21 protein-coding genes and 2 tRNA genes are annotated in these 22262 nt (G+C 51.5%); 5 read left to right on the top strand and 18 right to left on the bottom strand.

What is annotated here, in order from left to right; all coding sequences use genetic code 11:
* Nucleotides 1–62 precede the first annotated feature (62 nt).
* The 3 genes from ACIDF8_RS03830 to prmB are packed head-to-tail and all read left to right on the top strand — an operon-like array spanning nt 63 to nt 2486.
* Complete coding sequence (locus ACIDF8_RS03830; RefSeq protein ID WP_412009274.1) at nt 63–416, top strand: ArsC family reductase; 354 nt, start codon at nt 63–65, stop codon at nt 414–416.
* Nucleotides 417–439: 23 nt separating this feature from the next.
* Nucleotides 440–1582, top strand: coding sequence for a succinyl-diaminopimelate desuccinylase (gene dapE / locus ACIDF8_RS03825; RefSeq protein ID WP_412009273.1), 1143 nt, complete (start codon nt 440–442; stop codon nt 1580–1582).
* Between the two features lies 1 nt (nt 1583).
* Nucleotides 1584–2486 carry a 50S ribosomal protein L3 N(5)-glutamine methyltransferase gene (gene prmB, locus ACIDF8_RS03820; RefSeq protein WP_412009272.1) on the top strand — a complete coding sequence of 301 codons (903 nt, stop codon included), beginning with the start codon at nt 1584–1586 and terminating at the stop codon, nt 2484–2486.
* Nucleotides 2487–2559: 73 nt separating this feature from the next.
* On the opposite strand, the gene thiD is transcribed toward prmB, so the two are convergent.
* The 4 genes from thiD to ACIDF8_RS03800 all read right to left on the bottom strand — a co-directional run bounded on the left by thiD (nt 2560) and on the right by ACIDF8_RS03800 (nt 7344).
* The gene (gene thiD / locus ACIDF8_RS03815) at nt 2560–3432 is read right to left on the bottom strand and encodes a bifunctional hydroxymethylpyrimidine kinase/phosphomethylpyrimidine kinase (protein WP_412009271.1); all 873 of its coding nucleotides are present in this window, start codon (nt 3430–3432) and stop codon (nt 2560–2562) included.
* 33 nt (nt 3433–3465) lie between these two features.
* Nucleotides 3466–4572: a 23S rRNA pseudouridine(2605) synthase RluB gene (rluB, locus tag ACIDF8_RS03810; protein ID WP_412009270.1), complete on the bottom strand. Its 1107-nt coding sequence runs from the start codon at nt 4570–4572 to the stop codon at nt 3466–3468.
* An 85-nt stretch (nt 4573–4657) separates the two neighbouring features.
* Nucleotides 4658–6340, bottom strand: a complete 1683-nt coding sequence (gene recJ, locus ACIDF8_RS03805; RefSeq protein WP_412009269.1) for a single-stranded-DNA-specific exonuclease RecJ — start codon at nt 6338–6340, stop codon at nt 4658–4660.
* Nucleotides 6341–6351: 11 nt separating this feature from the next.
* Nucleotides 6352–7344, bottom strand: coding sequence for a hypothetical protein (locus tag ACIDF8_RS03800; protein ID WP_412009268.1), 993 nt, complete (start codon nt 7342–7344; stop codon nt 6352–6354).
* Between the two features lie 213 nt (nt 7345–7557).
* Here ACIDF8_RS03800 and ACIDF8_RS03795 point away from each other — a divergent pair, with 213 nt between their 5' ends.
* Nucleotides 7558–9660 carry an EAL domain-containing protein gene (locus ACIDF8_RS03795; protein WP_412009267.1) on the top strand — a complete coding sequence of 701 codons (2103 nt, stop codon included), beginning with the start codon at nt 7558–7560 and terminating at the stop codon, nt 9658–9660.
* Between the two features lie 291 nt (nt 9661–9951).
* Here ACIDF8_RS03795 and ACIDF8_RS03790 read toward each other — a convergent pair.
* The 10 genes from ACIDF8_RS03790 to ACIDF8_RS03745 form a co-directional block, all read right to left on the bottom strand.
* Nucleotides 9952–10028 (bottom strand) — tRNA-Pro (locus ACIDF8_RS03790).
* A gap of 110 nt (nt 10029–10138) precedes the next feature.
* The gene (locus ACIDF8_RS03785) at nt 10139–10567 is read right to left on the bottom strand and encodes a MerR family transcriptional regulator (protein ID WP_412009266.1); all 429 of its coding nucleotides are present in this window, start codon (nt 10565–10567) and stop codon (nt 10139–10141) included.
* A 14-nt stretch (nt 10568–10581) separates the two neighbouring features.
* Nucleotides 10582–10896: an integration host factor subunit alpha gene (locus ACIDF8_RS03780; protein WP_194748229.1), complete on the bottom strand. Its 315-nt coding sequence runs from the start codon at nt 10894–10896 to the stop codon at nt 10582–10584.
* Between the two features lie 167 nt (nt 10897–11063).
* Nucleotides 11064–13412, bottom strand: a complete 2349-nt coding sequence (gene pheT / locus ACIDF8_RS03775; protein ID WP_412009265.1) for a phenylalanine--tRNA ligase subunit beta — start codon at nt 13410–13412, stop codon at nt 11064–11066.
* A gap of 52 nt (nt 13413–13464) precedes the next feature.
* On the bottom strand, nt 13465–14466 hold the full coding sequence (gene pheS / locus ACIDF8_RS03770) for a phenylalanine--tRNA ligase subunit alpha (RefSeq protein WP_412009264.1): 1002 nt from the start codon (nt 14464–14466) through the stop codon (nt 13465–13467).
* 75 nt (nt 14467–14541) lie between these two features.
* Nucleotides 14542–14901, bottom strand: coding sequence for a 50S ribosomal protein L20 (gene rplT, locus ACIDF8_RS03765; protein ID WP_194748232.1), 360 nt, complete (start codon nt 14899–14901; stop codon nt 14542–14544).
* A 10-nt stretch (nt 14902–14911) separates the two neighbouring features.
* Nucleotides 14912–15109, bottom strand: coding sequence for a 50S ribosomal protein L35 (rpmI, locus tag ACIDF8_RS03760; RefSeq protein WP_018985786.1), 198 nt, complete (start codon nt 15107–15109; stop codon nt 14912–14914).
* A gap of 68 nt (nt 15110–15177) precedes the next feature.
* Entirely contained in the window at nt 15178–15744 is a 567-nt protein-coding gene (gene infC, locus ACIDF8_RS03755) for a translation initiation factor IF-3 (protein ID WP_412009652.1), read from the bottom strand.
* Between the two features lie 43 nt (nt 15745–15787).
* Nucleotides 15788–17710 (bottom strand): threonine--tRNA ligase, encoded by a 1923-nt coding sequence (gene thrS / locus ACIDF8_RS03750; RefSeq protein WP_412009263.1) that lies wholly within the window; start codon nt 17708–17710, stop codon nt 15788–15790.
* Nucleotides 17711–17813: 103 nt separating this feature from the next.
* Nucleotides 17814–17890, bottom strand: a tRNA-Val gene (locus ACIDF8_RS03745).
* Nucleotides 17891–17986: 96 nt separating this feature from the next.
* On the opposite strand from ACIDF8_RS03745, the gene ACIDF8_RS03740 reads away from it, so the two are divergent.
* Nucleotides 17987–18655: a 2OG-Fe(II) oxygenase gene (locus tag ACIDF8_RS03740; protein ID WP_412009262.1), complete on the top strand. Its 669-nt coding sequence runs from the start codon at nt 17987–17989 to the stop codon at nt 18653–18655.
* A gap of 1 nt (nt 18656) precedes the next feature.
* On the opposite strand, the gene ACIDF8_RS03735 is transcribed toward ACIDF8_RS03740, so the two are convergent.
* The 4 genes from ACIDF8_RS03735 to ACIDF8_RS03720 are packed head-to-tail and all read right to left on the bottom strand — an operon-like array spanning nt 18657 to nt 22199.
* On the bottom strand, nt 18657–19880 hold the full coding sequence (locus ACIDF8_RS03735) for a lytic murein transglycosylase (RefSeq protein WP_412009261.1): 1224 nt from the start codon (nt 19878–19880) through the stop codon (nt 18657–18659).
* Nucleotides 19873–20709 carry an NAD-dependent epimerase/dehydratase family protein gene (locus tag ACIDF8_RS03730; protein WP_412009260.1) on the bottom strand — a complete coding sequence of 279 codons (837 nt, stop codon included), beginning with the start codon at nt 20707–20709 and terminating at the stop codon, nt 19873–19875. Before ACIDF8_RS03730 ends, ACIDF8_RS03735 begins: the two co-directional genes overlap by 8 nt.
* Before the next feature lie 9 nt (nt 20710–20718).
* Nucleotides 20719–21309, bottom strand: a complete 591-nt coding sequence (locus ACIDF8_RS03725) for an NUDIX domain-containing protein (protein ID WP_412009259.1) — start codon at nt 21307–21309, stop codon at nt 20719–20721.
* 53 nt (nt 21310–21362) lie between these two features.
* Entirely contained in the window at nt 21363–22199 is an 837-nt protein-coding gene (locus ACIDF8_RS03720; RefSeq protein ID WP_412009258.1) for a neutral zinc metallopeptidase, read from the bottom strand.
* Nucleotides 22200–22262 lie beyond the last annotated feature (63 nt).

The raw sequence follows: 22262 nt of genomic DNA, 5'->3' as shown, positions 1-22262 counted from the left end.
AATAAATGGCGACGCCTACAGCGGTGGCTGGTAAAATAAGTTTTTTAGCCTGATGATCCGCCATGAAACTATACGGCATCCCCAATTGCAATACCGTCAAAAAAGCACGTGACTGGCTGGACCAGCACGCGGTTGCATACGAATTTCACGATTTCAAAAAACAGGGCCTGGATAGCGCGACTGGACTCTCCTGGCTGCAACAATACCCTTGGGAAAAACTGGTGAACCGCAGCGGCATGACCTGGCGTAACCTGAGCGATGCAGAAAAAAATGCCATCGTAGATGCTCCCTCTGCCCTGGCCCTGATGCAGTCTAAAACCTCTGTCATTAAACGGCCGGTATTAGTTCATGCCGGGAACATCGTCGCCCTTGGCTTTAATGAAGCCGATTACCAACACCTGCTAGCCCAAAAATAACCGCTTAGAGAGTCACTGCTGCTATGTCAAAAACACTGGATCTCGCGATCGACTTGCTTAAACGACGTTCACTGACGCCAGAAGATGCTGGCTGTCAGGAAGCCATGATTGCCCGCCTGGCGCCCCTCGGCTTCAAAATTGAGCGCATGCGTTTTGGTGAGGTAGATAATTTTTATGCCAGACGGGGGACCACAGGGCCATTGATCGTCTTTGCCGGCCATACCGATGTCGTCCCCACTGGTCCGTTGGACCAATGGCATACGCCTCCCTTTGAACCGACCATTAAAGACGGCATGCTGTATGCACGCGGCGCGGCCGACATGAAAACCTCACTGGCCGCGTTCATCACCAGCATCGAAGAATTTATCGCTGAACATCCTGAGCACCCTGGTTCCATTGGCCTGCTGATCACCTCAGATGAAGAAGGCATTGCGATTGAGGGTACCGTCAAAGTGGTTGAAGCGCTGCAAGCCCGTGGCGAAACCTTTGATTACTGCATTGTGGGTGAGCCTACCAGCAACAAAGTGGTCGGTGACATGATCAAAAATGGCAGACGTGGCTCATTATCCGGCAAACTGATCGTCAAAGGCATCCAGGGCCATATTGCTTACCCACACCTGGTGAAAAACCCGATTCACCTGGCGGCACCAGCCATCAAGGACATGGTGGAAACCGTATGGGATAACGGCAACGAATATTTTCCGCCGACCTCATGGCAAATCTCCAACATGAATGGTGGCACCGGGGCGACCAATGTGGTGCCTGGGCATGTCGAAATCCTGTTTAACTTCCGCTACTGCCCCGAAGTGGATGGGCAAGGCAGCTCTGAGCAAAGCTTGCGCCAACGCGTACACGCGATTCTAGACAGCCACGGCTTTGAATATAGCCTGGATTGGGAACATAACCAGTCTTACATCACGCCCCGCGGCAAGCTAGTAGAAGCAATCAGTAACGCGATTGTGCAGAGTTACGGGGTCACGCCCGAGCTGTCCACCACTGGCGGCACCTCTGATGGACGCTTTATTGCCGACATTTGCAAAGAAGTGATTGAATTCGGCCCCCTCAACGCCACCATCCACAAATTGAATGAGTGTGTCGCCGTGGCCGATATTGAGCCACTCAAAGAAACCTATAAGCGCACCATGGAATTATTGTTACTGAAATAATATGCCGACAAACTTACACACTATCCGCGACTGGCTGCGCTACGCCGTGAGCCGTTTTGAAAATTCTGATATTTTTTACGGTCACGGCACCGATAACAGCTATGACGAAGCCGTCTGGCTGATCATGAGCGCCCTGCATTTGCCGCATGACACCCTGAATAACTTTCTTGATGCGCGTTTAACCTCAGAGGAAAGCCAACATCTGGCAAACCTGATCGAAAAACGGGTGACAGAGCATACACCGACGGCCTATCTGGTGAATGAAGCCTGGTTGCGCGGATTCAAGTTTTACGTGGATGAGCGTGTCATCGTTCCACGCTCATTTATTGCCGAGTTGCTGGAAGATGGTTTGCAGCCTTGGGTGGAGTTCCCGGAGATGGTGGAGTCAGCGGCAGATATCTGTACCGGATCTGGCTGTCTGGGCATTTTACTGGCAGAGGCCTTCCCTAATGCACACATCGACGTGGTAGATCTCTCCCCGGATGCCATTGAGGTCTGCAATATCAATATCAAACGCTACGGTCTTGAGCATCAGGTACAAGCGGTGCAATCCGATATGTTTACCGCGCTGAAAGGCCGCAAATATGACGTGATTATCAGTAATCCGCCTTATGTAGATGCGCCCAGCATGGCTGAGTTACCGGAAGAATACCGCAAGGAGCCACAACTGGCGCTGGGTAGCGGGGTTGCCGGGCTAGACCATACCCATATATTGCTGACGCAGGCGGCTGAATATTTGAATGACGGTGGCGTGTTAGTGGTAGAGATTGGCCACAACCGTGACGCCTTGCATGAAGCCTACCCAGACTTACCTTTTACCTGGCTGGATACCAGCGGCGGCGACCAGTTTGTGTTTATGCTGTCTAAAGAAGATTTGTTGGAAGCTGGGTTGCACGCTGAATAATGTTTTAGCAGCTTAGGCATGGCAATGATACCTATGCTTAGGCTGATCGCCTGAGGTTTGCAGCAATTGCTGGCTATTTGCCGTAAACCTTCATCGCCTCGGGTGCAAAACCATGATTGAGTGGCCCAACGCCCTCACCAGTGCGGACATGCGATCCTGCATGCAAGGCGCCCCGCACATAGGCTCTGGCAGCCAATACCGCATCAGCCAGCGAATACCCTAACGCAAGATAGGCAGCGATTGCAGATGAAAGCGTGCAACCGGTACCATGCAAGTTATGCGTAGAAATGCGCACAGAGTGCAGGCGCTGCATGACACTTTCCTGACCATTTGCTTGCGCTTGTACCAGAATATCCAGTACTTCGTGGCCCGGAAGATGGCCGCCCTTGAGTAAGATCGCGTGTGCGCCCTGCGCAAGTAAAGCTTGCGCCGCGCCGACAAGTGCATCGCTCTCGGTCAGTGGATAGCCAAGTAACAACGATGCCTCATCCAGGTTAGGCGTCACCACCAATGCCCGTGGAAACAGTTCAGCGACCAACACGGCAATCGCTTCGTCAGAAATCAGCTTTGCGCCATTGGCCGCCACCATCACTGGGTCCAGCACCACCTGCTTGAGATGATGCGCATCCAACGCCTGCGCCACCGCCTCCACCACTTCAGGAGAATGCAGCATGCCGATTTTGACCGCATCGACGCCGATGTCTTCCACCACCGCATCAATCTGGTCACGCAGCATGCTGACCGGCACGCTATGAATGGCACGCACGCCTTGCGTATTTTGGGCTGTCAGCGCAGTAATCGCCGTCATGCCATAGCAACCAAGTGCAGAGAATGTTTTGAGGTCGGCCTGGATCCCTGCGCCACCACTACTATCAGAGCCAGCAATAGATAACACGCGCGGGTAGCGATGCGTAGCCATGGTTTGCTGCATATCACGCTCAGTCATGTCATCAACTTTTGTGGCCACAACATGTGCAGACTACCCACGTCCCCGGTTGCGGTCACTGCGTTTTTTAGCGCCGCTATTGATACGTGCATTTTGTAACGAAGCCTGTTTCAGGTCTGAGTCCTGGCGGATACGGCGGTTACCGGCCGGTGCGCGCATCGGACGCTCTTGCTGTGCATCCACCGGATTGTTTGCGGCCTCCAGCAAACTACGGCGTTGCTTGCGTACTTTGGGGGTAAACACGCGTGTCGCACGGTCACGGTCATGCGGGCTCATTTGCTTGAGTGGCTTGCGCGGCACAGGCAGGCCTGCCCACTCCAGCAAAGCCACGACCTGCTTTTGCTCCAGCTTGAGCATGGTGCCGCGTTTGAGGCGGGGCGGTAGCGCAATTGGCCCGAAGCGCACACGCATCAAGCGGCTCACCGGTAAGTGAAATGCTTCAAATAAGCGACGTACTTCGCGGTTACGGCCCTCTTTAATCACCACCTGATACCACTTGTTAGCACCTTCGCCACCGTTAGGGAAAATACTTTCAAAGTTGGCCGGGCCATCTTCAAGCTCTATGCCGTGCTTGAGTTGCGCCATCTGCTCTTCAGTCAGTTCCCCCAGAATACGCACCGCATATTCGCGCTCAACTTCATAGCGTGGATGCATAAACCGGTTGGCCAACTCGCCTGAGTTGGTGAATATAAGCAATCCGCTGGTATTCATATCCAGCCGCCCCACAGCAATCCATTTGCCCTGTTTGATGCGTGGCAGCTTGTCAAATACCGTGGCACGGCCTTCCGGATCATCCTGACTGACAATTTCGCCTTCCGGCTTGTGGTACAGCAACACTTGCGGCAACTCTGCCTCAAACGGCAAATGCAGAATCCGGCTATCCATACGTACCACATCATGCTCATCGACCACCGCACCTATCAGGGCCACTTGGCCATTGATGGTAATACGGCCAGTTTCGATCAAAGTTTCCATTTCGCGGCGTGAGCCAAACCCCGCCATCGCCAGCAATTTATGCAAGCGTTGACCTTCACGCGGCGCAGGCAGGGCTTCTTCGCCAGCCTCTACAGTGGGCGGCGTCACTTTGGGCGCGCGTGGCGGACGAATTGGAGTTTTGGGAGCTTTAAACGGACGGGCCATACTTCAACCTCTTGAATGAAGGCTATATTTTAACTGATTTAGGGTAAAGGGCCTAAAGCTGGTTTCGCCACAAATTGCGTCAGAATCAAACCAGCGCATGCACCACTTGTAATTGCAAGCTACGGTTGCCGTTGTACTCGTTCACTTGCAAAGAGTAGGCAAGCGCAACTTGTTCTGGCAACGGTTCTGCGTGCTGAAAATAAATCGCATCAAATTGCTGGTTGTGTTTTTGCAGGCGCAATTTCAAATGCTTTTCTGCCAGCAGTTTTTGTGACAACACCACAAACTCATCATAAAACACCGGCTGCGGAAAGCCTTGACCCCAGACATGCTGGGTCAGTAATTCTGCGGTCTGCAAGGACATCTCAGCGGGCGCAAGGCCGCCATCGGTTTCCAGCATTTCTTGCAGTACTTCGGCGCTGATCAGGCTTTGTACAACCTGCTCAAACGCCTGCTGAAAGCGCGCAAAATCTTCAGCGCGTATACTCAACCCTGCCGCCATGGCATGGCCGCCAAACTTGACGATGAGGTCGGGCTGCTGCTTGGTCACCAAGTCAAGTGCATCTCGCAAATGCAAGCCGGCAATTGAACGGCCGGAACCTTTAATCAGGCCGTCTCCGGCATCGGCAAACACAATTACAGGACGATGAAAGCGCTCTTTGATGCGCGAAGCGAGAATGCCAATCACCCCTTGGTGCCAGTCTGGTTGAAACACGCTGATGGTGTACTGCTCTGGCCGGAAATCCTGATTCAAATCAGCCATGGCATCGAATTGCATCTCAGCTTCAATCTGCTTGCGCTCGGCATTGAGGCGGTGCAACTGCTGCGCATATTGCATGGCTTCTTGCGGCGTCTCCGCCAGCAAACAACGTATGCCGATGGTCATATCGTCGAGACGGCCCGCTGCATTGAGTCGTGGGCCCACATAAAACCCCAAATCTTGTGCACTCACCTGCTGCGGATCACGCCCGGCGAGTTTAAGGATGGCCTGGATGCCGGGGCAGGCTTGTCCCTGGCGGATACGTTTGAGACCCTGCCTAACCAAAATACGATTATTAGCATCCAGCCGCACCAGGTCAGCGACGGTGCCCAGCGCGACCAGATCAAGCAGGCGCCCCAAGTGAACCTGGTCTTCAGCCAACCGGCCGCGTTGTTTGAGCTCGGCACGTAAAGCAATCAGCACATAAAACATCACGCCGACGCCTGCCAGATGTTTGCTCGGGAAGCCGCAACCACGCTGGTTGGGATTCACAATGCAATCGGCGGCAGGCGTTTTCTCGGCGGGCAAATGATGATCGGTAATGAGAACCCGCATGCCTAGTGCCTTGGCCGCATCCACGCCGTCTATACTGGCGATGCCGTTATCCACGGTCAGCAGCACCTGCGGCTGGCGCGTCGCTGCCAACGCGACAATTTCCGGCGTGAGCCCATAGCCATATTCAAAGCGGTTAGGCACCAGAAAATCGACTTCTGCACCCATCATGCGCAAACCGCGCATGGCGACGCTGGTTGCCGTCGCGCCATCGGCGTCATAATCGCCAATAATCAAGATGCGTTGCTGTTGTGTAATCACATCCGCCAATTGGCTGGCCATTTCAGCGGCGCCAGTCAATGACTCCGGTTTAAGCAGATGCGGCATGTCTTGCAAGCCCCAGTCAGCACCCGTCACGCCCCTGGCTGCGAGCAACCTTGCCATCAATGGCGGCAAGCCCTGCCCTTGCAGTGCTTCTGCCACAGCGTCTTCATAGATTCTTTGTTTAATTCTCATGACTTGAGTATTTACCGCAAGCTATCTGCAGGCAGCGATTGCTCGAGTTGCTGCAACAGTTGGTTCAAAGTGGCAGGCTTGTGCCAGAACTGCCAGCGTGGTTTTTGTTGATAGTGAATTTGCACATGGCGTTCAGCAAATGGAATCACAAGTGTGCATTTTTTAACCACGCCCTGTTGCAAGGCGTGATTAAGCGCAGGCCAATCGACTGAAGAGACCTCATCAGCAATCCATAGCCGCCGTTGGGTGCGCGGTGTCTTTAACATGTCTGAAAACGGCATGGTCTTAAGCGCCGGCAATTGCAAGGCACTTAACCCCGCAAACACCTCGCCTTGCCCAGACACGAGGTCAAAGTTATGTTGCCAATCTGGTGTAGGCCCGACACTGGCAAACCATAAACTGTTGAGGGCGGCGGGCCAGTCTTGCATTTGGTTCGCCATTTCATGCAGCAGCATTTGTATTTCGTTGGTCCACTGGCGGACGAGGCTAGCCTCAAGCCCTTGTGGCTGCCAGTGTATGGCCTGCTGAAACAGGCATGCTTGTGGCCAAGGACACTCGGCCTGCACCTGGCGCAATGGTTGCACCCACCAGAATCGCTGACCTGGATCAACATGCAGCACAAAGTCCTCGGCAAAATGTTGCTGAAGACGCTGCGTCAAGATTTGATAGATTGCCGCAGGCAGTGGCACGACCGCCTGCAAGCTGAATGTGTCACGCCGCATGGCCAAATGGACCGGTAACAGGCAAAAAACAGGCGGAATTTGCCACAGAGGAATTTGCCACATTTGGCTGGCGGACAGCACTTTGCTCACTGGCGAAACAGTCGCGGCCTGCATCGCAGGCGGCAACAAGGCATCAAAAAGCACAGTGAGCGGCGGTTGCGCATGGGTTTGCCAATCCGCGTGTAATAATGCCGGGCAATGATTGACTATCGATTCAACCTGGGCGACCGGCTGGGTCGCCGCCGCAGATAAATAATCTGTGATATAAATTTGCTGAATCATGAGAAAACCAATACACTAGAATGAATCGAAAACTTGAGTACTTGCTAGATGTTTCGCGGCGCTAAAAGCGCCACCACTTTGCAAGTAACAATTTTTGTAGTGACAAACATTAAACTTATACACGAAATTGGGGGGCATGTCATGAACCAGCGGCGATGGCAATTTCACCTTTCGTCTATACGTTGATGTAAATAAGTATTTGACCTGGAATCCATGCAATTTTTCCAAAACCTGAGTATTCAGTCCCGACTATTACTCCTAGTCATCGGCCCCGTCTTCGCGCTCTCTTGCATTTTTCTGTTGTTTGACTTTAAAGAGCAACTACAACATGAAGAAGAAAAACTCAGCCAGCATGCGTTAACTACAGCCAAGTTTCTTTCGGCGGTTATCCACAATCAAAACCAGCTGCACGGCAAACCTTATATCGAGCGTCTGCTTAAAGCCAGCCAGCTCAGCCGCGAGCCATATCTTTCCCTGATCATCACTGACGACAATCACCAACCTATCGCCCACGTGGGTGCCGTGTTTAACGTTCAAGAGCTGCTGCCACAACAGGACACCATGGTCATGCAGCAAAGCACGCATGACATCACCATGGTCAAAGTATTTTCAACGACGCCCGCCCGCAGCTTGTTAGGCTATGTGTTTGTGTCAGTCGACAAGGCTGCACTCATTGAGGATCACAGGCAGGCGTTTATCAAGAATGTGGGTTATATCACGCTCACGCTTATTCTATGTTCCATTCTCGTCAGCTGGGTCAGCCGTTCCATCAGCCAGCCGATACGGGATATGACGGCGGCGCTCAAACGCTTTATGATTGGCAGCCAGCAAGTCAACCAGGTTAAAAACACCCTGCCAGAAATCAAGTCCCTGCAAAGCACCATCAACCAGATCTCGCGGGAAATGCAGCATGTTGAGGCAGATATGCGTCACCGCATTCAAGATGCGCAAGCCCAACTACGCTATCAGGCACGCCATGATGCCCTGACCGGGCTGGTCAACCGCCAGGAACTGGAAAGACGCCTGCAACAAGCCTTGCAAGATGTCAAAGAACACCGCGCGAATCATGTTTTCTGCTACATGGACCTCGACCAGTTCCGAGTGATCAATGATACCTGCGGCCACCTTGCCGGGGATGAAATGCTACGTCAGATCAGCATGATCCTGAGCCAGCGCATCCGTGCAGAAGATACCTTTGCCCGCTTAGGTGGTGACGAATTTGGCTTGTTACTCAGCTACTGCCAGGTGGAAAAAGCTATTGAAATCGCCGCACAACTGCGGCAAATGGTGGAAGCCTTCCGCTTTATGCACGAAGGCCGCCTGTTTCAAACCGGCATTAGTATCGGCATTGTTGAAATTACCGCCGATCTCAAGGATGTCGGCCAAATTACCCGCCATGCTGACGCTGCCTGCTACGTGGCCAAAGATAATGGCCGCAACCAAATTCACCTGTTCCACACCGAAGATGACGTTATGCTTAAACGCCATGCGGAAATGGAGTGGGTAGTACGCATCAATGAAGCGATCGAACATAACGACTTTGTCTTGTATTGCCAGGGGATTTTTCCGCTACAGCAAAAAGAACTGCCTCCCTTCTATGAAATCCTGATCCGCAAGCGTGATGAGAATGGCGGCATTATCCCGCCAGCCGAGTTCCTGCCCTCGGCTGAACGTTATAATCTCATGACCAAAATTGACCGTTGGGTGATACAACATGCCTTTATGGCACTGGAACCCATCTTTAAACTGCAATCCCGCACCAAACCATTTTTTGTCAGCATCAACCTGTCGGGGATGTCGCTAGGTGATCCACAACTCCTGGCCTACATCAAAAACTGCTTTGAAACCTACAACATTTCACCCAGCCACGTTTGCTTCGAGGTCACTGAAACCTCGGCGATTATCAACATCGACCATACGATCAAACTGATCCGTGAACTGCAAAAAATGGGCACCCGCTTTATGCTGGACGACTTTGGAAGCGGCATGTCCTCATTCAGCTACCTCAAGCACCTGCCCGTCAACTTCCTAAAAATGGACGGCGCCTACGTTAAAGATATCACCAGTAACAAAGTCGATCTGGCCATGGCCAAAGCTATTCAAAGCGTCGCCCAATCGATGGAAATTCAAACCATTGCAGAATATGTTGAAGATCAGGCCACGCTAGACTGCCTGAAAGACATGGGTGTCGCCTATGCACAAGGCTTCTATCTCAACCGCCCTATGCCGCTTAATGAAGCACTCGCCCGCCACATGGGGACAATCAGCCCGCCTATACAAACAGCTGCCACGATTACGCCAGACTTGGCAGTCTAGGCTTGCGCCCCACTTTTAATAGAGTCTGCTGTCTTAGATCGCGTGCTGCTTAAATAATCAGCCATTCCCCGCAATTCAATCAGCTTTGCATTGCGATAAAAATGCCAATCAGTATTAAACAAGCAGTGATGGCCATATAAGTAACAATTGCCATAAACTCCATGTTGAGAATGTTTCAAACATAATCGACAGCCAAGTACTACCGACAGTGAAGTAAAAGAGTAAGCAGTCGAATTAGTTACGTTCGGCCCAATAGAAAAAGCCTGAGCTCATAAGAACTCAGGCTGTATCTGGTCGGGACGGCGGGATTCGAACTCGCGACCCCTTGCACCCCATGCAAGTGCGCTACCAGGCTGCGCTACGCCCCGATGATTTCTTAAATAAAAGGTAAAACCGTTTGAAAAAGAAGGTGGCATTATAAAGCAAAACCGCATATTCGCTAAGTAGAATATGCGGTTTTTATGGCTTGCACGTGCGCTTATGCGGGGACTTTAAGCAGTTGCAACACTTGTTGAATCTGCTCTCTGAGTGCAACCACATCCACAGCGGATTTCGATGCTTCTTCTGCGATCAAGCCCTGGGGTTGTGGGCTGGTTGAAACCGTTGATTCGGTGTTGGTACGTGGTTTATCTGTTTTTTCATCCACACCATCCAGGCGGTTGCGGGCGCCACTGATGGTAAAGCCTTGCTCGTAAAGCAGCTCCCGGATTTTGCGGATGAGCAGCACTTCGTGGTGCTGGTAATAGCGGCGATTACCGCGGCGTTTGACCGGCTTGAGCTGAGTGAACTCTTGTTCCCAGTAACGCAACACGTGTGGCTTCACCCCGCATAATTCGCTGACCTCACCAATGGTGAAATAGCGCTTGGCTGGGATGGGAGGCAACGACACTTTTTGCGTTTCTAGCATAATGTGTAATCAGCTTAAGCTTGCGCTTGTAATGGATGTTCTGCGTAATGTTCTTCTACGCGTAATTTCAATTTTTGACTGGCGTGGAAAGTCACGACGCGGCGGGCAGAAATTGGAATTTCTTCACCGGTTTTTGGGTTACGGCCTGGGCGCTCGGATTTGGTACGCAGTTCAAAATTACCGAAACCGGATAGCTTGACGCTGTCCCCTTCTTCCAATGCGTTTCGGACTTCTTCGAAAAACGCTTCTACCATGTCTTTGGCTTCGCGCTTGTTCAGCCCGACTTGTTCAAACAACAAATCGGCCAAGTCAGCTTTTGTGAGTGTCATTAACGATCCCCTGAACCTTCTTATTATGCGAGATGACGCCTGAGTTGTATCAACTGTTTAACCTTGGATGGATGCGATGATGATTTCAATGACACGATCCTGATGACTATTGCAGTTGAATGATTGTTAGTCTAATTACCTTACTGATCTCACTATCTCAAGTGATACTACCTGAGTGATGCAGCAAAATTGGATGACCAGTTGTTGAGGATTCGTGCCATGATAGTATCGACTTCCTCATCGACCATTGTCTTGCAAGTATCTTGCATAAGTACAAGAAATGCAAGGCTTTTTTTGTTTTCTGGCACCCCTTTACCCTGATAAACATCGAACAATTTCAGGGTTTGCACTTGCGGAATTTGCTCTGAAATAATCGCCTCTATCATGGCTTGCGCCGATACATTTTGGTCGACAATCATGGCCAGGTCCCGGCGTACGGGCAAGAACTTGCTGACCTCGCTATACACCGGCACTTGCGTCGCCAGAGCAGCTGCCGCATCAAGCTCAAACAGATAACAGGCGTTCGTGAGGCCATATTGTTGTTGCCATTGTGGATGCAACTTACCCAGCCAGCCTATCGCCTGATTACCTAAGTAAATACGCGCAGATTGTCCTGGATGCAATGCAGGATGCTGTTCCACCACATAGCGCAAAGGTTGCGCAAACAATGCCTCAACATGAGCTTTGGCATCGTAAAAATCAAAGGCTCTGGCTTCTGCAGCCCATTGTTCAGGCTGTACGCTGCCATAAATCAGGCCAGACAAGGTTAAGGTTTCCACAAAGCCTTGGGCGCCCTTTTCAAACCGACCGCCAAGCTCAAACAGCATGGCACGAGTTTGCTGGCGTTTGAGATTATAGTCCAATGCATCCAGCAGTCCGCCCCATAACCCGGAGCGCATCACGCTCAGATTGCTGGCAATCGGGTTTTTCAGTGCAATTGGGGCTTGATTCCCATATAAATCCCGCTCCCAGCTCGCATCCACAAAGCTGTAAGTGACGACCTCCTGGTAGCCTTGATCTACCATCACATCCCGCAACCAGTGCTTGCTACGCTGTGCTTCTGGTGAAACCAACATGCCTTGTGACGCCACAGGCGTCAGTGCCGGGATATGTTCGTAACCATGCAAGCGGGCAACTTCTTCAATCAAGTCTTCTTCACGCGCAATATCAAAACGGAAGCTTGGCGCATTCACCTCAAAGACACCATTGGTTTCGGTATAAACAAATCCGAGTTGCGTGAGTAACTGGCCGACACGTGCCTGGCTAATTTCAATACCAAGCACTGACAACAGGTAGGCATAGCGCAAACTCACTTGTTTACGCACTGGCAAATCAGCTGTAACGGCAGTCACAGGCGCTGCTTGACCACCGCAAATCTGCAATACCAGTGCCGTTGCACGCTCAAGGGCATTTAATGTGTTGCCGAAATCGACACCACGTTCAAAACGGTATGAAGAGTCAGTGCTCAAGCCTAAACGTCTAGCCTTACCCGCCATCACGTCTGGGGTGAAAAATGCACCTTCTAAAAAGATGGCTTGTGTTGCATCAGTGACAGAGCTTGGCTTGCCACCCATAATGCCGGCCAAAGCCACAGGGCCATTCTGATCTGCAATCACCAGGTCATCGGCTTTTAAGGTGACCTCTGTATCATTCAGCAGCAGTAATTTTTCACCCGCTTGAGCAAAGCGAACCTGAACCTCCCCTTGCAACAAATTAAGGTCAAAGGCATGTAAAGGTTGTCCCTGCTCAAGCAATACGTAGTTAGTGATATCCACCAACGCACTGATGCTACGGATACCACTGCGCTCCAAACGACGGATCATCCAGTCTGGGGTCTGCGCTTGTGCATTCACGCCTTCAATCACCCGGCCATAATACGCTGGGCAAGCAGCCTTGGCTTGCAGGGTGACGCCTTTGCTTAGCGCGCCAGAAATTGCCGCAGGCTGGATGGCTGGTGCAGTCATGGGCGCACCCGTCATGGCAACCACATCACGGGCAATGCCGACAATGCTCAGACAGTCAGCACGGTTCGGCGTGAGTTTCAAGGTATAAGTATGGTCATTCAAATCCAGGTATTCACGGATATCTTGACCCACAGGCGCGTCGGCAGGAAGCTCAAGGATACCGTTGGCTTCGGTAGCGATGCCCAATTCTTTTGCCGAGCACATCATGCCAAAAGATTCTACGCCCCGCACTTTGGCCTGTTTGATTTGAATACCAGGCAGTTCAGCACCCACCAGGGCGCAAGGGGCTTTCAAGCCGGCACGCGCATTGGGTGCGCCGCAAACGATCTGCAATACCTCATCCCCCACTTTTACCTTGCAAACTTGCAAACGGTCAGCGTCCGGGTGTTTGGCTGCTTCCAAAATCTCTGCGACCACCACACGGCTAAAAGCGGGGGCGACTGCTGTTAATTCCTCAACCTCCAGGCCCGCCATGGTCAACGCGTGACCAAGCTGCTCGGTATCCATTGCTGGATTCACCATGGAACGTAACCACTGTTCGGAGAACTGCATATCTGTCTAACCTTGTCTGAATTCTGCTGTATAAACTGCGCTGGCGCTAAAATTATTTGATGAATTGCTGCAAAAAGCGCAAATCATTATTAAAGAAATGGCGTAAATCATTGACGCCATAACGCAACATAGCCAAGCGCTCTACGCCCAGGCCAAAGGCAAAACCACGGTATTGGCTGCTATCGATATTCACGTGCTTGAGTACTTCAGGATGCACCATGCCACAGCCGCCGATTTCCAGCCAGCCACCGTTCCAGCTCATATCAATCTCGGCAGAAGGCTCGGTAAATGGAAAAAAGGACGGACGGAAACGGACCGTTAAATCATCCCGCTCAAAGAATTTCTGCAGAAAATCCTGCACCACACCTTTAAGATTGGCAAAACTGATCTGCTCATCGACCCACAATCCTTCCACCTGGTGGAACATGGGTGAGTGCGTTGCATCAGAGTCAACGCGGTAGACACGGCCAGGCGCAATAATTTTTAAAGGCGGTGTGTTGTTCTGCATATAGTGCACTTGCACTGGCGAAGTATGCGTACGTAAGACGTACTCCATACTGTCATCGCCTGTTTCCACATAAAAGGTATCGTGCATGGCACGCGCCGGATGGTTATCTGGAATATTCAGCGCAGTGAAATTATAAAAATCGGTTTCAATTTCTGGACCATCGGCCACACTGAAACCAATCGAGTGAAACAGCTCTTCTACTCTACGCAAGGTCAGCGTGACCGGATGCAACCCACCTTTGGATTGCGCCCGTGCAGGCAAGGTGACATCAATGGTTTCACTCGCTAGCTGTTTGGCCTGTGCTGCCGCTAAAATGCTGTCACGCCGGTCATTTAAGGCTTGCTCGACCGCCTGCTTGACCACATTAATCGCTGCCCCTGCGGCGGGACGCTCTTCAGCGCTCAGTTTACCCAAGCCTTTCAACGCTTCGGTAATCGCGCCAGACTTGCCTAAGAATTTTGCCTTGGCATTTTCCAAGGCAGGGATATCATGACAAGCGGCAAAGTCTTGTGTTGCTTCTGCGATTAAGTGATTAAGATCAGCCATCGTGCGTATTCTTTAAGTTTTAACTAACATTAAAATAAAAAAAGAGGCCGCAGCCTCTTTTTTTGGTAGGTCTGATTAGGCGCTTAAACCTGTTTTAGCCAATTCTACGAATTTAGCAAAAGCAGCTTTATCGAACACAGCCAGATCAGCCAGTACTTTACGGTCAACTTCAACCGCCGCTTTTTTCAAGCCATTCATGAAACGGCTGTATGTCAAACCAGCTTCACGGGCTGCCGCGTTAATACGGGCAATCCACAATGCGCGGAACTGACGTTTTTTCTGACGACGGTCACGGTATGCATATTGACCGGCTTTCATCACCGCCTGTTTGGCAACACGGTAGACGTTCTTACGACGACCACGGTAACCTTTAGCAGCATTTAAAACTTTTTTGTGTTTTGCGCGTGCAATGACACCACGTTTTACTCTAGGCATGTCGGTCTCCTTATTGTGTTGGCATCATTGCGCGAACGCGTTTCACGTCGGTCGCAGAAATAATTGCGGTACCGCGCAGTTTACGTTTTTGCTTGGTGGTTTTCTTGGTCAGGATGTGGCGCAAGTGAGAGTGTGTACGCTTCACTTTGCCGTTACCCAAGAACTTAAAGCGCTTTTTCGCGCTGCTCTTTGTCTTCATCTTTGGCATTTTGGTCTCCTTAGAGGTTAAATAAAGAGTGAGTAGGCAGCCAATTTAGCCATATCACTCCAAAAAACTTATTCTGCTTTTTCAGCAGGTTTGTCCGCTTTTTTAGCGGCGGGCACGGCTTTCTTAGCCGGAGCCAACACCATTACCATTTGGCGGCCTTCCATTTTCGGGTACTGCTCAACAGCAGCATGCTCAACCAAATCTGCTTCCAAGCGCTTTAATAAAGCCAAACCAAACTCTTGGTGCGTGATTTCACGCCCACGGAAGCGCAGGGTAATCTTAGCTTTGTCGCCATCTGCCAAAAAGCGGATGATGTTACGCAGCTTGATGTTGTAATCGCCATCATCGGTGCCAGGTCTAAACTTGACCTCTTTGATCTGCACCTGTTTTTGTTTGAGTTTTTGCTCGTGTAGACGTTTGCTCTCGGCGTATTTGAACTTGCCATAATCCATCAAACGGCACACGGGTGGTGCAGCATTTGGTGCAATTTCAACAATATCAATATCAGCTTCTTCCGCTTTGGCAAAGGCCTCTTTGAGACTCATAATGCCTAATGGTTCGCCATCTACACCAATCAGACGCACTTGTGGCGCAGTAATATCGCCATTAATGCGTGTATCTTTATCCTGAGCTATAACAATCCCCTAACAATAAACAAAGCCGCACGGCACCTAAAAATCAGACCCGGTTTTTGATGTCTTGCTGTACACGCGCCACAAACGCATCTACCGACATCGCACCCAGATCTTCACCTTTTCTGGTACGTACGGCCACATGACCATTTTGCATTTCCTTATCCCCAACAACAATCAGATAAGGCATTTTTTGCAAACTATGTTCGCGTATTTTATAGGTAATCTTCTCGTTTCTCAAGTCAAAATCGCATCGAATGCCATTTTTCTTCAAGTTTTCAACTACTTGGCGCACGTAATCAGCCTGATTGTCTGAAATATTGAGCACCATGACCTGCACTGGCGATAGCCAAACAGGCATCGCGCCAGCAAAGTTTTCAATCAGAATCCCTAAAAAGCGCTCCATAGACCCGACAATGGCGCGATGCAACATAATCGGACGCTGGCGCGTATTGTCCTCTGCCACATACTCCGCCCCCAGGCGTTCAGGCAAGTTAGGGTCGAGCTGAATGGTGCCGCATTGCCACATCCGCCCCAGCGAATCTTTCAGCGTAAATTCAATTTTCGGGCCATAAAAAGCGCCCTCACCCGGTTGATACTCAAATTCAAGGCCGTTCGCCTTAATTGCGTTAGCCAAGGCGGTTTCTGCCATATCCCAGGCTTCTTCGGTGCCCACACGTTTTTCCGGACGGGTAGACAATTTAACGATCACATCATCAAAGCCAAAGTCTTTGTAGACTTCATACAGCATCTTGATGAAATCAGCCACTTCAGCCTCAACCTGGGACTCCATACAGAAAATATGGGCGTCATCCTGCGTGAAGCCACGCACGCGCATCAAGCCATGTAATGAGCCTGATGGCTCGTTACGGTGGCAGGAACCAAATTCTGCCAGACGTAGGGGCAAATCACGATAGCTGTGCAAACTGCTGTTAAAAATCTGGATATGGCCAGGACAATTCATCGGCTTCACGGCATAGTCGCGGTTTTCCGATTGCGTCACAAACATGTTGTCACGGTAATTTTGCCAGTGGCCGGATTTTTCCCACAGGGTTTTATCTAACACAGTTGGCGTGCGCACTTCCTGGTAGTCATATTCCCTGAATTTGGCGCGCATGTACTGCTCGACCTCTTGCCAGATCACCCAGCCACGCGGATGCCAGAACACCATGCCTGGGGCATCGTCTTGCATGTGGTAAAAATCAAGCTGCTTGCCCAGTTTGCGGTGGTCGCGCTTCTCAGCCTCTTCCAGCATATGCAGGTAGGCTTCCAGCTCTTCTTTGTTGCGCCAGGCAGTGCCATAAACGCGTTGCAGCATTTCGTTATTACTGTCGCCACGCCAATAGGCGCCCGCCAGTTTCATGAGTTTGAACGCTTTTAACTTGCCAGTATTCGGCACGTGCGGCCCGCGGCACAGGTCAGTAAATGTGCCTTCAGAATACAGCGAGACATCCTCATTGCTGGGGATACTGGCGATAATCTCAGCCTTGTAGTGCTCGTTAATGCTTTTGAAGTAAGCCACCGCTTCATCACGCGGCAGCACTTTGCGCTCGACCTTTTCGTCTTTCTTTGCCAGTTCAGCCATTTTTTTCTCAATGGCAACCAGATCGTCGGGGGTAAACGGACGCTTGTAGCTAAAGTCGTAATAAAACCCGTTGTCGATCACAGGCCCGATCGTCACCTGCGCATCCGGGAACAGCTCTTTTACCGCATAGGCCAACAAATGTGCAGTGGAGTGACGGATAATTTCCAGCCCCTCTTCATTTTTGTCAGTAATGATCGCCAGTTCGACATCTTGTGTAATCTGATGGCTGGTATCGACCAGCTTTGCTTCCTGGCCAGGATAGGTCACCTTGCCAGCCAGGGCGGCTTTTGCCAAACCGGTGCCGATATTGGCAGCCACCTCCGCCACCGTTACGGCGTGTTCAAACTGTCTTACAGAACCATCGGGTAATCGAATATTTGGCATGCCAGATCCGTCAAAATTTTAGCGAACAACCTTGAAACAAGGCCTATACAAAGCATTTGATAAAAACAACAAAAGCCGTTAATTATAACGGCTTTTTGAATTTTGGTAGTCGCGAATGGACTCGAACCATCGACCCCCACCATGTCAAGGTGGTGCTCTAACCAGCTGAGCTACGCGACTATTTTAAGATTGATTACAGGGACTGCAATCAATAAGGTTGCGCATTCTATCCGAAAGCCCGTCGTTAGGCAATGGGATCACGCTTATAATATTGCCATGCAGATTCTTCAGTTACCCTTGGGCGCAGCAATCTCCACATTGACTGACGCCATCATGGACACCCTCAGTGAACAACAATATTGCCTGATCGATCAATGCCTGCCCTCCGCTACCATCACCGCGTTGCGCACACTGGCGTTGGCGCGCGACCAGCGAGGACAGATGCACCAGGCGGGCACCAGCAAAGCCGCCATTACCAACCCCAATCTGCGTGCGGACCGCATTGCCTGGCTGGAAGCCGACGACCCTGACCCCGCCTTGCAAACATACTTTAACTTGATGGCTGAGGTGCAACAGATGGCGAACCGCCACCTGATGATGGGACTGGCTACTTACGAAACCCATTTTGCCCTCTACCCTGCCGGTTCCAACGGCTATGCCACCCATATCGACCAGTTTCGCCAGCATGGGATGCAAACACCAAGTGGCATCCGCAGTTTGACCGCAATCCTCTACCTGAATGATGATTGGCCAGCCCATGCCGGGGGCGCCTTGCGCCTGTATCTGGATGAGCATACACAGCCCCCAACACACGATGCACGGCATGTTGACATCTTACCGGTGGGGGGCAGGCTGGTCCTGTTTTTGTCGAGCCGATTCTGGCACCAGGTTTTACCCGCCAACCAAGCGCGAATCAGCGTCACCGGCTGGTTTAAAACGCGCTGATTTACTGGGCTGACTGCACTTGTGCCGTTAAACGGCCAAACAAATCAGCGCCGGCATAGCCATCTTGCGGCAAGCCTTGACTGGCCTGATAACGGCGGATCGCCGCCTGGGTTTTAGCGCCGGGGAAACCATCTGGCGCACCGCAGTCAAAACCTTGCGCATTCAGGGCTTCCTGCAATACCCACATCTGCTGGTAACTCAAGGCGGGGGGCTCTGGGGGTAGCTGCAATGTGTAAGTATCCTGGCGCAATTGCTGACTGAGCAGGCTAACAGCGAGCGCATAGTTAATGGAGCGGTTCCACTGCATGATCACATCAAAGTTGGGGAACACCATATATGCCGGGCCATCAAAACCTTGCGGCAACACAATCGCCGCTTTCTGCAATTCCATGACACTAGCAGGAACGCCTGCCACCCCGGCCTTAACCCACTCAGCTACAGTCTTATTTTGTTGCCATTGCGCCTGGCTGTAATCAAAACCTGCTGGCAAGGCGACCTGGATGCTGACCGGTTGCCCGGGCTGCCATCCCGCCTGCGACAAATAATTGGCCGCAGAACTGAAGATATCCGGATAAGAGTCCCAGATATCGATTTTACCGTCCGCGTCCGCATCAACACCGTACTTAAGTAGCGTGGAAGGCATAAATTGCATATGCCCTGTCGCGCCCGCCCATGAGCCAACCACAGGGCTGTCGTAGCGCTGATCGCGCTCTACCACGCGCATCAGGTTCAGCAGTTCTTTTTTAAAGAACGCTGCGCGCCGCCCTTCAAATGACAAGGTTGCCAGCGCGGAGGCCAATGGAATATCCCCGGTAAACCCGCCAAAATTGGTTTCCAAGCCCCAAAAGGCTACCAGCACCTCTCTCGGCACCTGGTACAACTCTTCTACCACATAAAATACGCCCGCATAATCCTGCATCATGCCCTTGCCCTTACTCACCACACGCGGATTAATACGGCGGTTTACATAGGCAGAAAAACTGGTGACGAATTCTGGCTGCTTGCGGTCAAGCTCTATTACGCGTGGTAAATAAACTACCCCCGTCAGCGTCGCATCAACGGCCTCGGGGGCAATCTGCATCGTTAATGCTTCCTGGCGCAAGGCAGTTAACCAGGGTTGAAAACCATCCGGCGACGCATTTTGTGCAGCCCCTGCTTGCGCAGTCAGGCTCAGTGCCGTCATGAGCCATACAAAAAACAGAGTAAGAATAATTTTTTTATGCATGATCCATCTCAGATAATATGGCTGCATAGCCTGCCTGATAATCGGCAAATAAAAACCGGTAACCCGATTGCTGCAAAAATTGGTTGCGGATACGTTTACCCGTCTGCAAGCTGGACGGTGGCGTGAGCGGTCCTGGCTGCTCAAGACGCTGCGCCAACCATTGCAATACCTCATGTTGCGGCACTGGCTTACCATCTGTCAGAATAATATGTGCTGGCAGCGGCCTGTCGCTTTCAATCTCGCGGTAAAAATGCACCACCGCACCGGCAACATCCAACTCATGAATGCGGTTGGTCCATTGAATATGTTGTGGCCAGCGCGCTGGGCTTTGCAGCAATTTGAGCAGATACAGCCGCTGTGGGCCATAAATCCCTGATACCCGCAACGCGGTGTGCGGACAAGACAGGCCATCCAGCAACCGCTCAGCCGCTAGAATCACCTGGCCATTTTCTTCAGCCGGTATGGCTGGCGTATCCTCTTCTATCCACTGTCCTTGCTGCTCACCATAAACACTGGTGCTCGAGACAAAAAACACATGCTTTAACGCGCGTTGATCAATATTTGCCAGTACATGGCGCAAGCCGTCAACATACGTCTGCTGGTAAGTCTGTCCGGCCACCGGCGCCAGGCAATACAACAATATTTCCGGCGACTGGTTCGCCAAGGCAGGCATTTCTGCTTGCGTGACCACATCCATCGCTAACACCTGCACGCCTGCTGGCCCTGGCTGTGGCGAGCGCCGGACGATGGTGAGTGTATGGCCTTGTGCCAAGGTCGCCTGTGCAATCAGCTGACCCAGCGCACCACAGCCTATCTGCAACACATGCATCGCATCCCTTTACAGCGCAAGGCCAGCCACAGGATGCTTGCGCAAATAGCGCTCGGCCATCAACATCGCTGACATCGTTTTGCTATCGGTAATTTCACCGTCTTCAATCGCTTGCATCACACGCGCAAACGGCCACACCATCACATCCATGGCCTCATCAACATCCCTGGCATGAGCGCCCAGCGACAATTCTGTCGCCAGATACATATGAATGACCTCATTGGAATAACCGATGCAAGGATGTTGTATCCCCAACTTAACCCAAGTTTTTGCCGTATACCCTGTTTCTTCAAGCAATTCACGTTGGCCCGTGGTCAACACTGGCTCCCCCGCGTCGATCTTACCGGCGGGCAACTCTATAAACACCTGCTTGAGTGGGTAACGGAACTGGCGCTCAAGGACAACCTCACCCGACTGTGTCAATGCCACAATAGCTACTGCACCGGGATGGGTAACATATTCGCGACTACTCACCCGGCCATTGGGCAATCGCGCTTCGTCATAACGCACTGTCAGCATTTTGCCCTGTGCCATGACCGCACTGGAAACGGTCGTTTCAATTAAATGTGTATCCTCAACTACGGCTGTGACTTCTGTCATATTTCTCTTTACTGACTGAAACGGTTTGATAAAACCAACTGTTTATTTAATGTTTAACTTTTGAAGGTATTGCACTCTTTCAGGTCACCTGACTGCAAGCCTTGTTTGAACCAATATACCCGTTGTTCGGAACTGCCATGGGTGAAACTATCCGGCACGGCATACCCCTGCGCCTGCTTTTGTAAGGTATCATCGCCAATCGCGGTCGCCGCCTGTAGCGCTTCTTCGACATCCCCGGCTTCCAGCACATGGTATTGCTGATCTGCATAATAAGCCCAGACACCTGCATAACAATCCGCTTGTAACTCCAGCTTAACCGAATAAGCATTGGACTCGGCCTCAGAACCCGCCTGCTGCCTGGCTTGCTGCACTTTGGCCGAGGTCCCCAGCAGATTTTGTACATGATGCCCAACCTCATGCGCAATCACATAGGCCTGGGCAAAGTCGCCTGGAGCTTTAAAGCGGTCTTGCAGCTCCTGGTAAAAACTCAAATCAATGTAGACCTTTTGGTCTGGCGGACAGTAAAAAGGGCCCATGGCCGATTGTCCCTGACCGCAGGCAGTGCTGGTCATCCCACTAAAAATCTGCAAGCCAGGCACCGTATATTGACGTCCCAAGGCGGCAAACTGCTGTTTCCAGATTTGCTCGGTACTCCACAGCACCTGAGACACAAACTTCACTTTTGGGTCCTGCCTTTCGGCAGGAGTCTGTGGCGCCTCAGCCGCAGGCTGGACCTGCTGCGCCAGGTTTAACACCATCTGTGGATCCACCCCAAAATACATGGCGACCAACACCAGCGCAACCGTCCCTAAGCCAATACTGCGCCCACCCAAACCGCTACCGCGGCGGTCTTCAACATGCTGGCTTTCTTCCAAATCGTCGAGTCGCACAAAAATCTCTCTATCCGTATGAATGAAAAATGTTGCGGGAATGTGATTACTTTAGCATGCAGC

The sequence above is a fragment of the Methylophilus sp. 3sh_L genome (genome assembly GCF_046766015.1).
Taxonomy (GTDB): domain Bacteria; phylum Pseudomonadota; class Gammaproteobacteria; order Burkholderiales; family Methylophilaceae; genus Methylophilus.
Note: the sequence above shows the minus strand (reverse complement) of the source record. Positions and strands in the feature narration are given on the sequence as shown.

What these genes read in the sequence shown, in the direction of transcription:
- prmB (WP_412009272.1), top strand. Translation starts at nt 1,584, where the DNA reads ATGCCGACAAACTTACACACTATCCGCGACTGGCTGCGCTACGCCGTG.
- ACIDF8_RS03740 (WP_412009262.1), top strand. Translation starts at nt 17,987, where the DNA reads ATGCAGATTCTTCAGTTACCCTTGGGCGCAGCAATCTCCACATTGACT.
- pheS (WP_412009264.1), bottom strand. Translation starts at nt 14,466, where the DNA reads ATGGCTGATCTTAATCACTTAATCGCAGAAGCAACACAAGACTTTGCC.
- ACIDF8_RS03735 (WP_412009261.1), bottom strand. Translation starts at nt 19,880, where the DNA reads ATGCATAAAAAAATTATTCTTACTCTGTTTTTTGTATGGCTCATGACG.
- ACIDF8_RS03795 (WP_412009267.1), top strand. Translation starts at nt 7,558, where the DNA reads ATGCAATTTTTCCAAAACCTGAGTATTCAGTCCCGACTATTACTCCTA.
- ACIDF8_RS03780 (WP_194748229.1), bottom strand. Translation starts at nt 10,896, where the DNA reads ATGACACTCACAAAAGCTGACTTGGCCGATTTGTTGTTTGAACAAGTC.
- rpmI (WP_018985786.1), bottom strand. Translation starts at nt 15,109, where the DNA reads ATGCCAAAGATGAAGACAAAGAGCAGCGCGAAAAAGCGCTTTAAGTTC.
- rluB (WP_412009270.1), bottom strand. Translation starts at nt 4,572, where the DNA reads ATGGCCCGTCCGTTTAAAGCTCCCAAAACTCCAATTCGTCCGCCACGC.
- ACIDF8_RS03830 (WP_412009274.1), top strand. Translation starts at nt 63, where the DNA reads ATGAAACTATACGGCATCCCCAATTGCAATACCGTCAAAAAAGCACGT.
- ACIDF8_RS03730 (WP_412009260.1), bottom strand. Translation starts at nt 20,709, where the DNA reads ATGCATGTGTTGCAGATAGGCTGTGGTGCGCTGGGTCAGCTGATTGCA.
- dapE (WP_412009273.1), top strand. Translation starts at nt 440, where the DNA reads ATGTCAAAAACACTGGATCTCGCGATCGACTTGCTTAAACGACGTTCA.
- thiD (WP_412009271.1), bottom strand. Translation starts at nt 3,432, where the DNA reads ATGACTGAGCGTGATATGCAGCAAACCATGGCTACGCATCGCTACCCG.
- pheT (WP_412009265.1), bottom strand. Translation starts at nt 13,412, where the DNA reads ATGCAGTTCTCCGAACAGTGGTTACGTTCCATGGTGAATCCAGCAATG.
- ACIDF8_RS03725 (WP_412009259.1), bottom strand. Translation starts at nt 21,309, where the DNA reads ATGACAGAAGTCACAGCCGTAGTTGAGGATACACATTTAATTGAAACG.
- thrS (WP_412009263.1), bottom strand. Translation starts at nt 17,710, where the DNA reads ATGCCAAATATTCGATTACCCGATGGTTCTGTAAGACAGTTTGAACAC.
- recJ (WP_412009269.1), bottom strand. Translation starts at nt 6,340, where the DNA reads ATGAGAATTAAACAAAGAATCTATGAAGACGCTGTGGCAGAAGCACTG.
- rplT (WP_194748232.1), bottom strand. Translation starts at nt 14,901, where the DNA reads ATGCCTAGAGTAAAACGTGGTGTCATTGCACGCGCAAAACACAAAAAA.
- ACIDF8_RS03800 (WP_412009268.1), bottom strand. Translation starts at nt 7,344, where the DNA reads ATGATTCAGCAAATTTATATCACAGATTATTTATCTGCGGCGGCGACC.
- ACIDF8_RS03785 (WP_412009266.1), bottom strand. Translation starts at nt 10,567, where the DNA reads ATGCTAGAAACGCAAAAAGTGTCGTTGCCTCCCATCCCAGCCAAGCGC.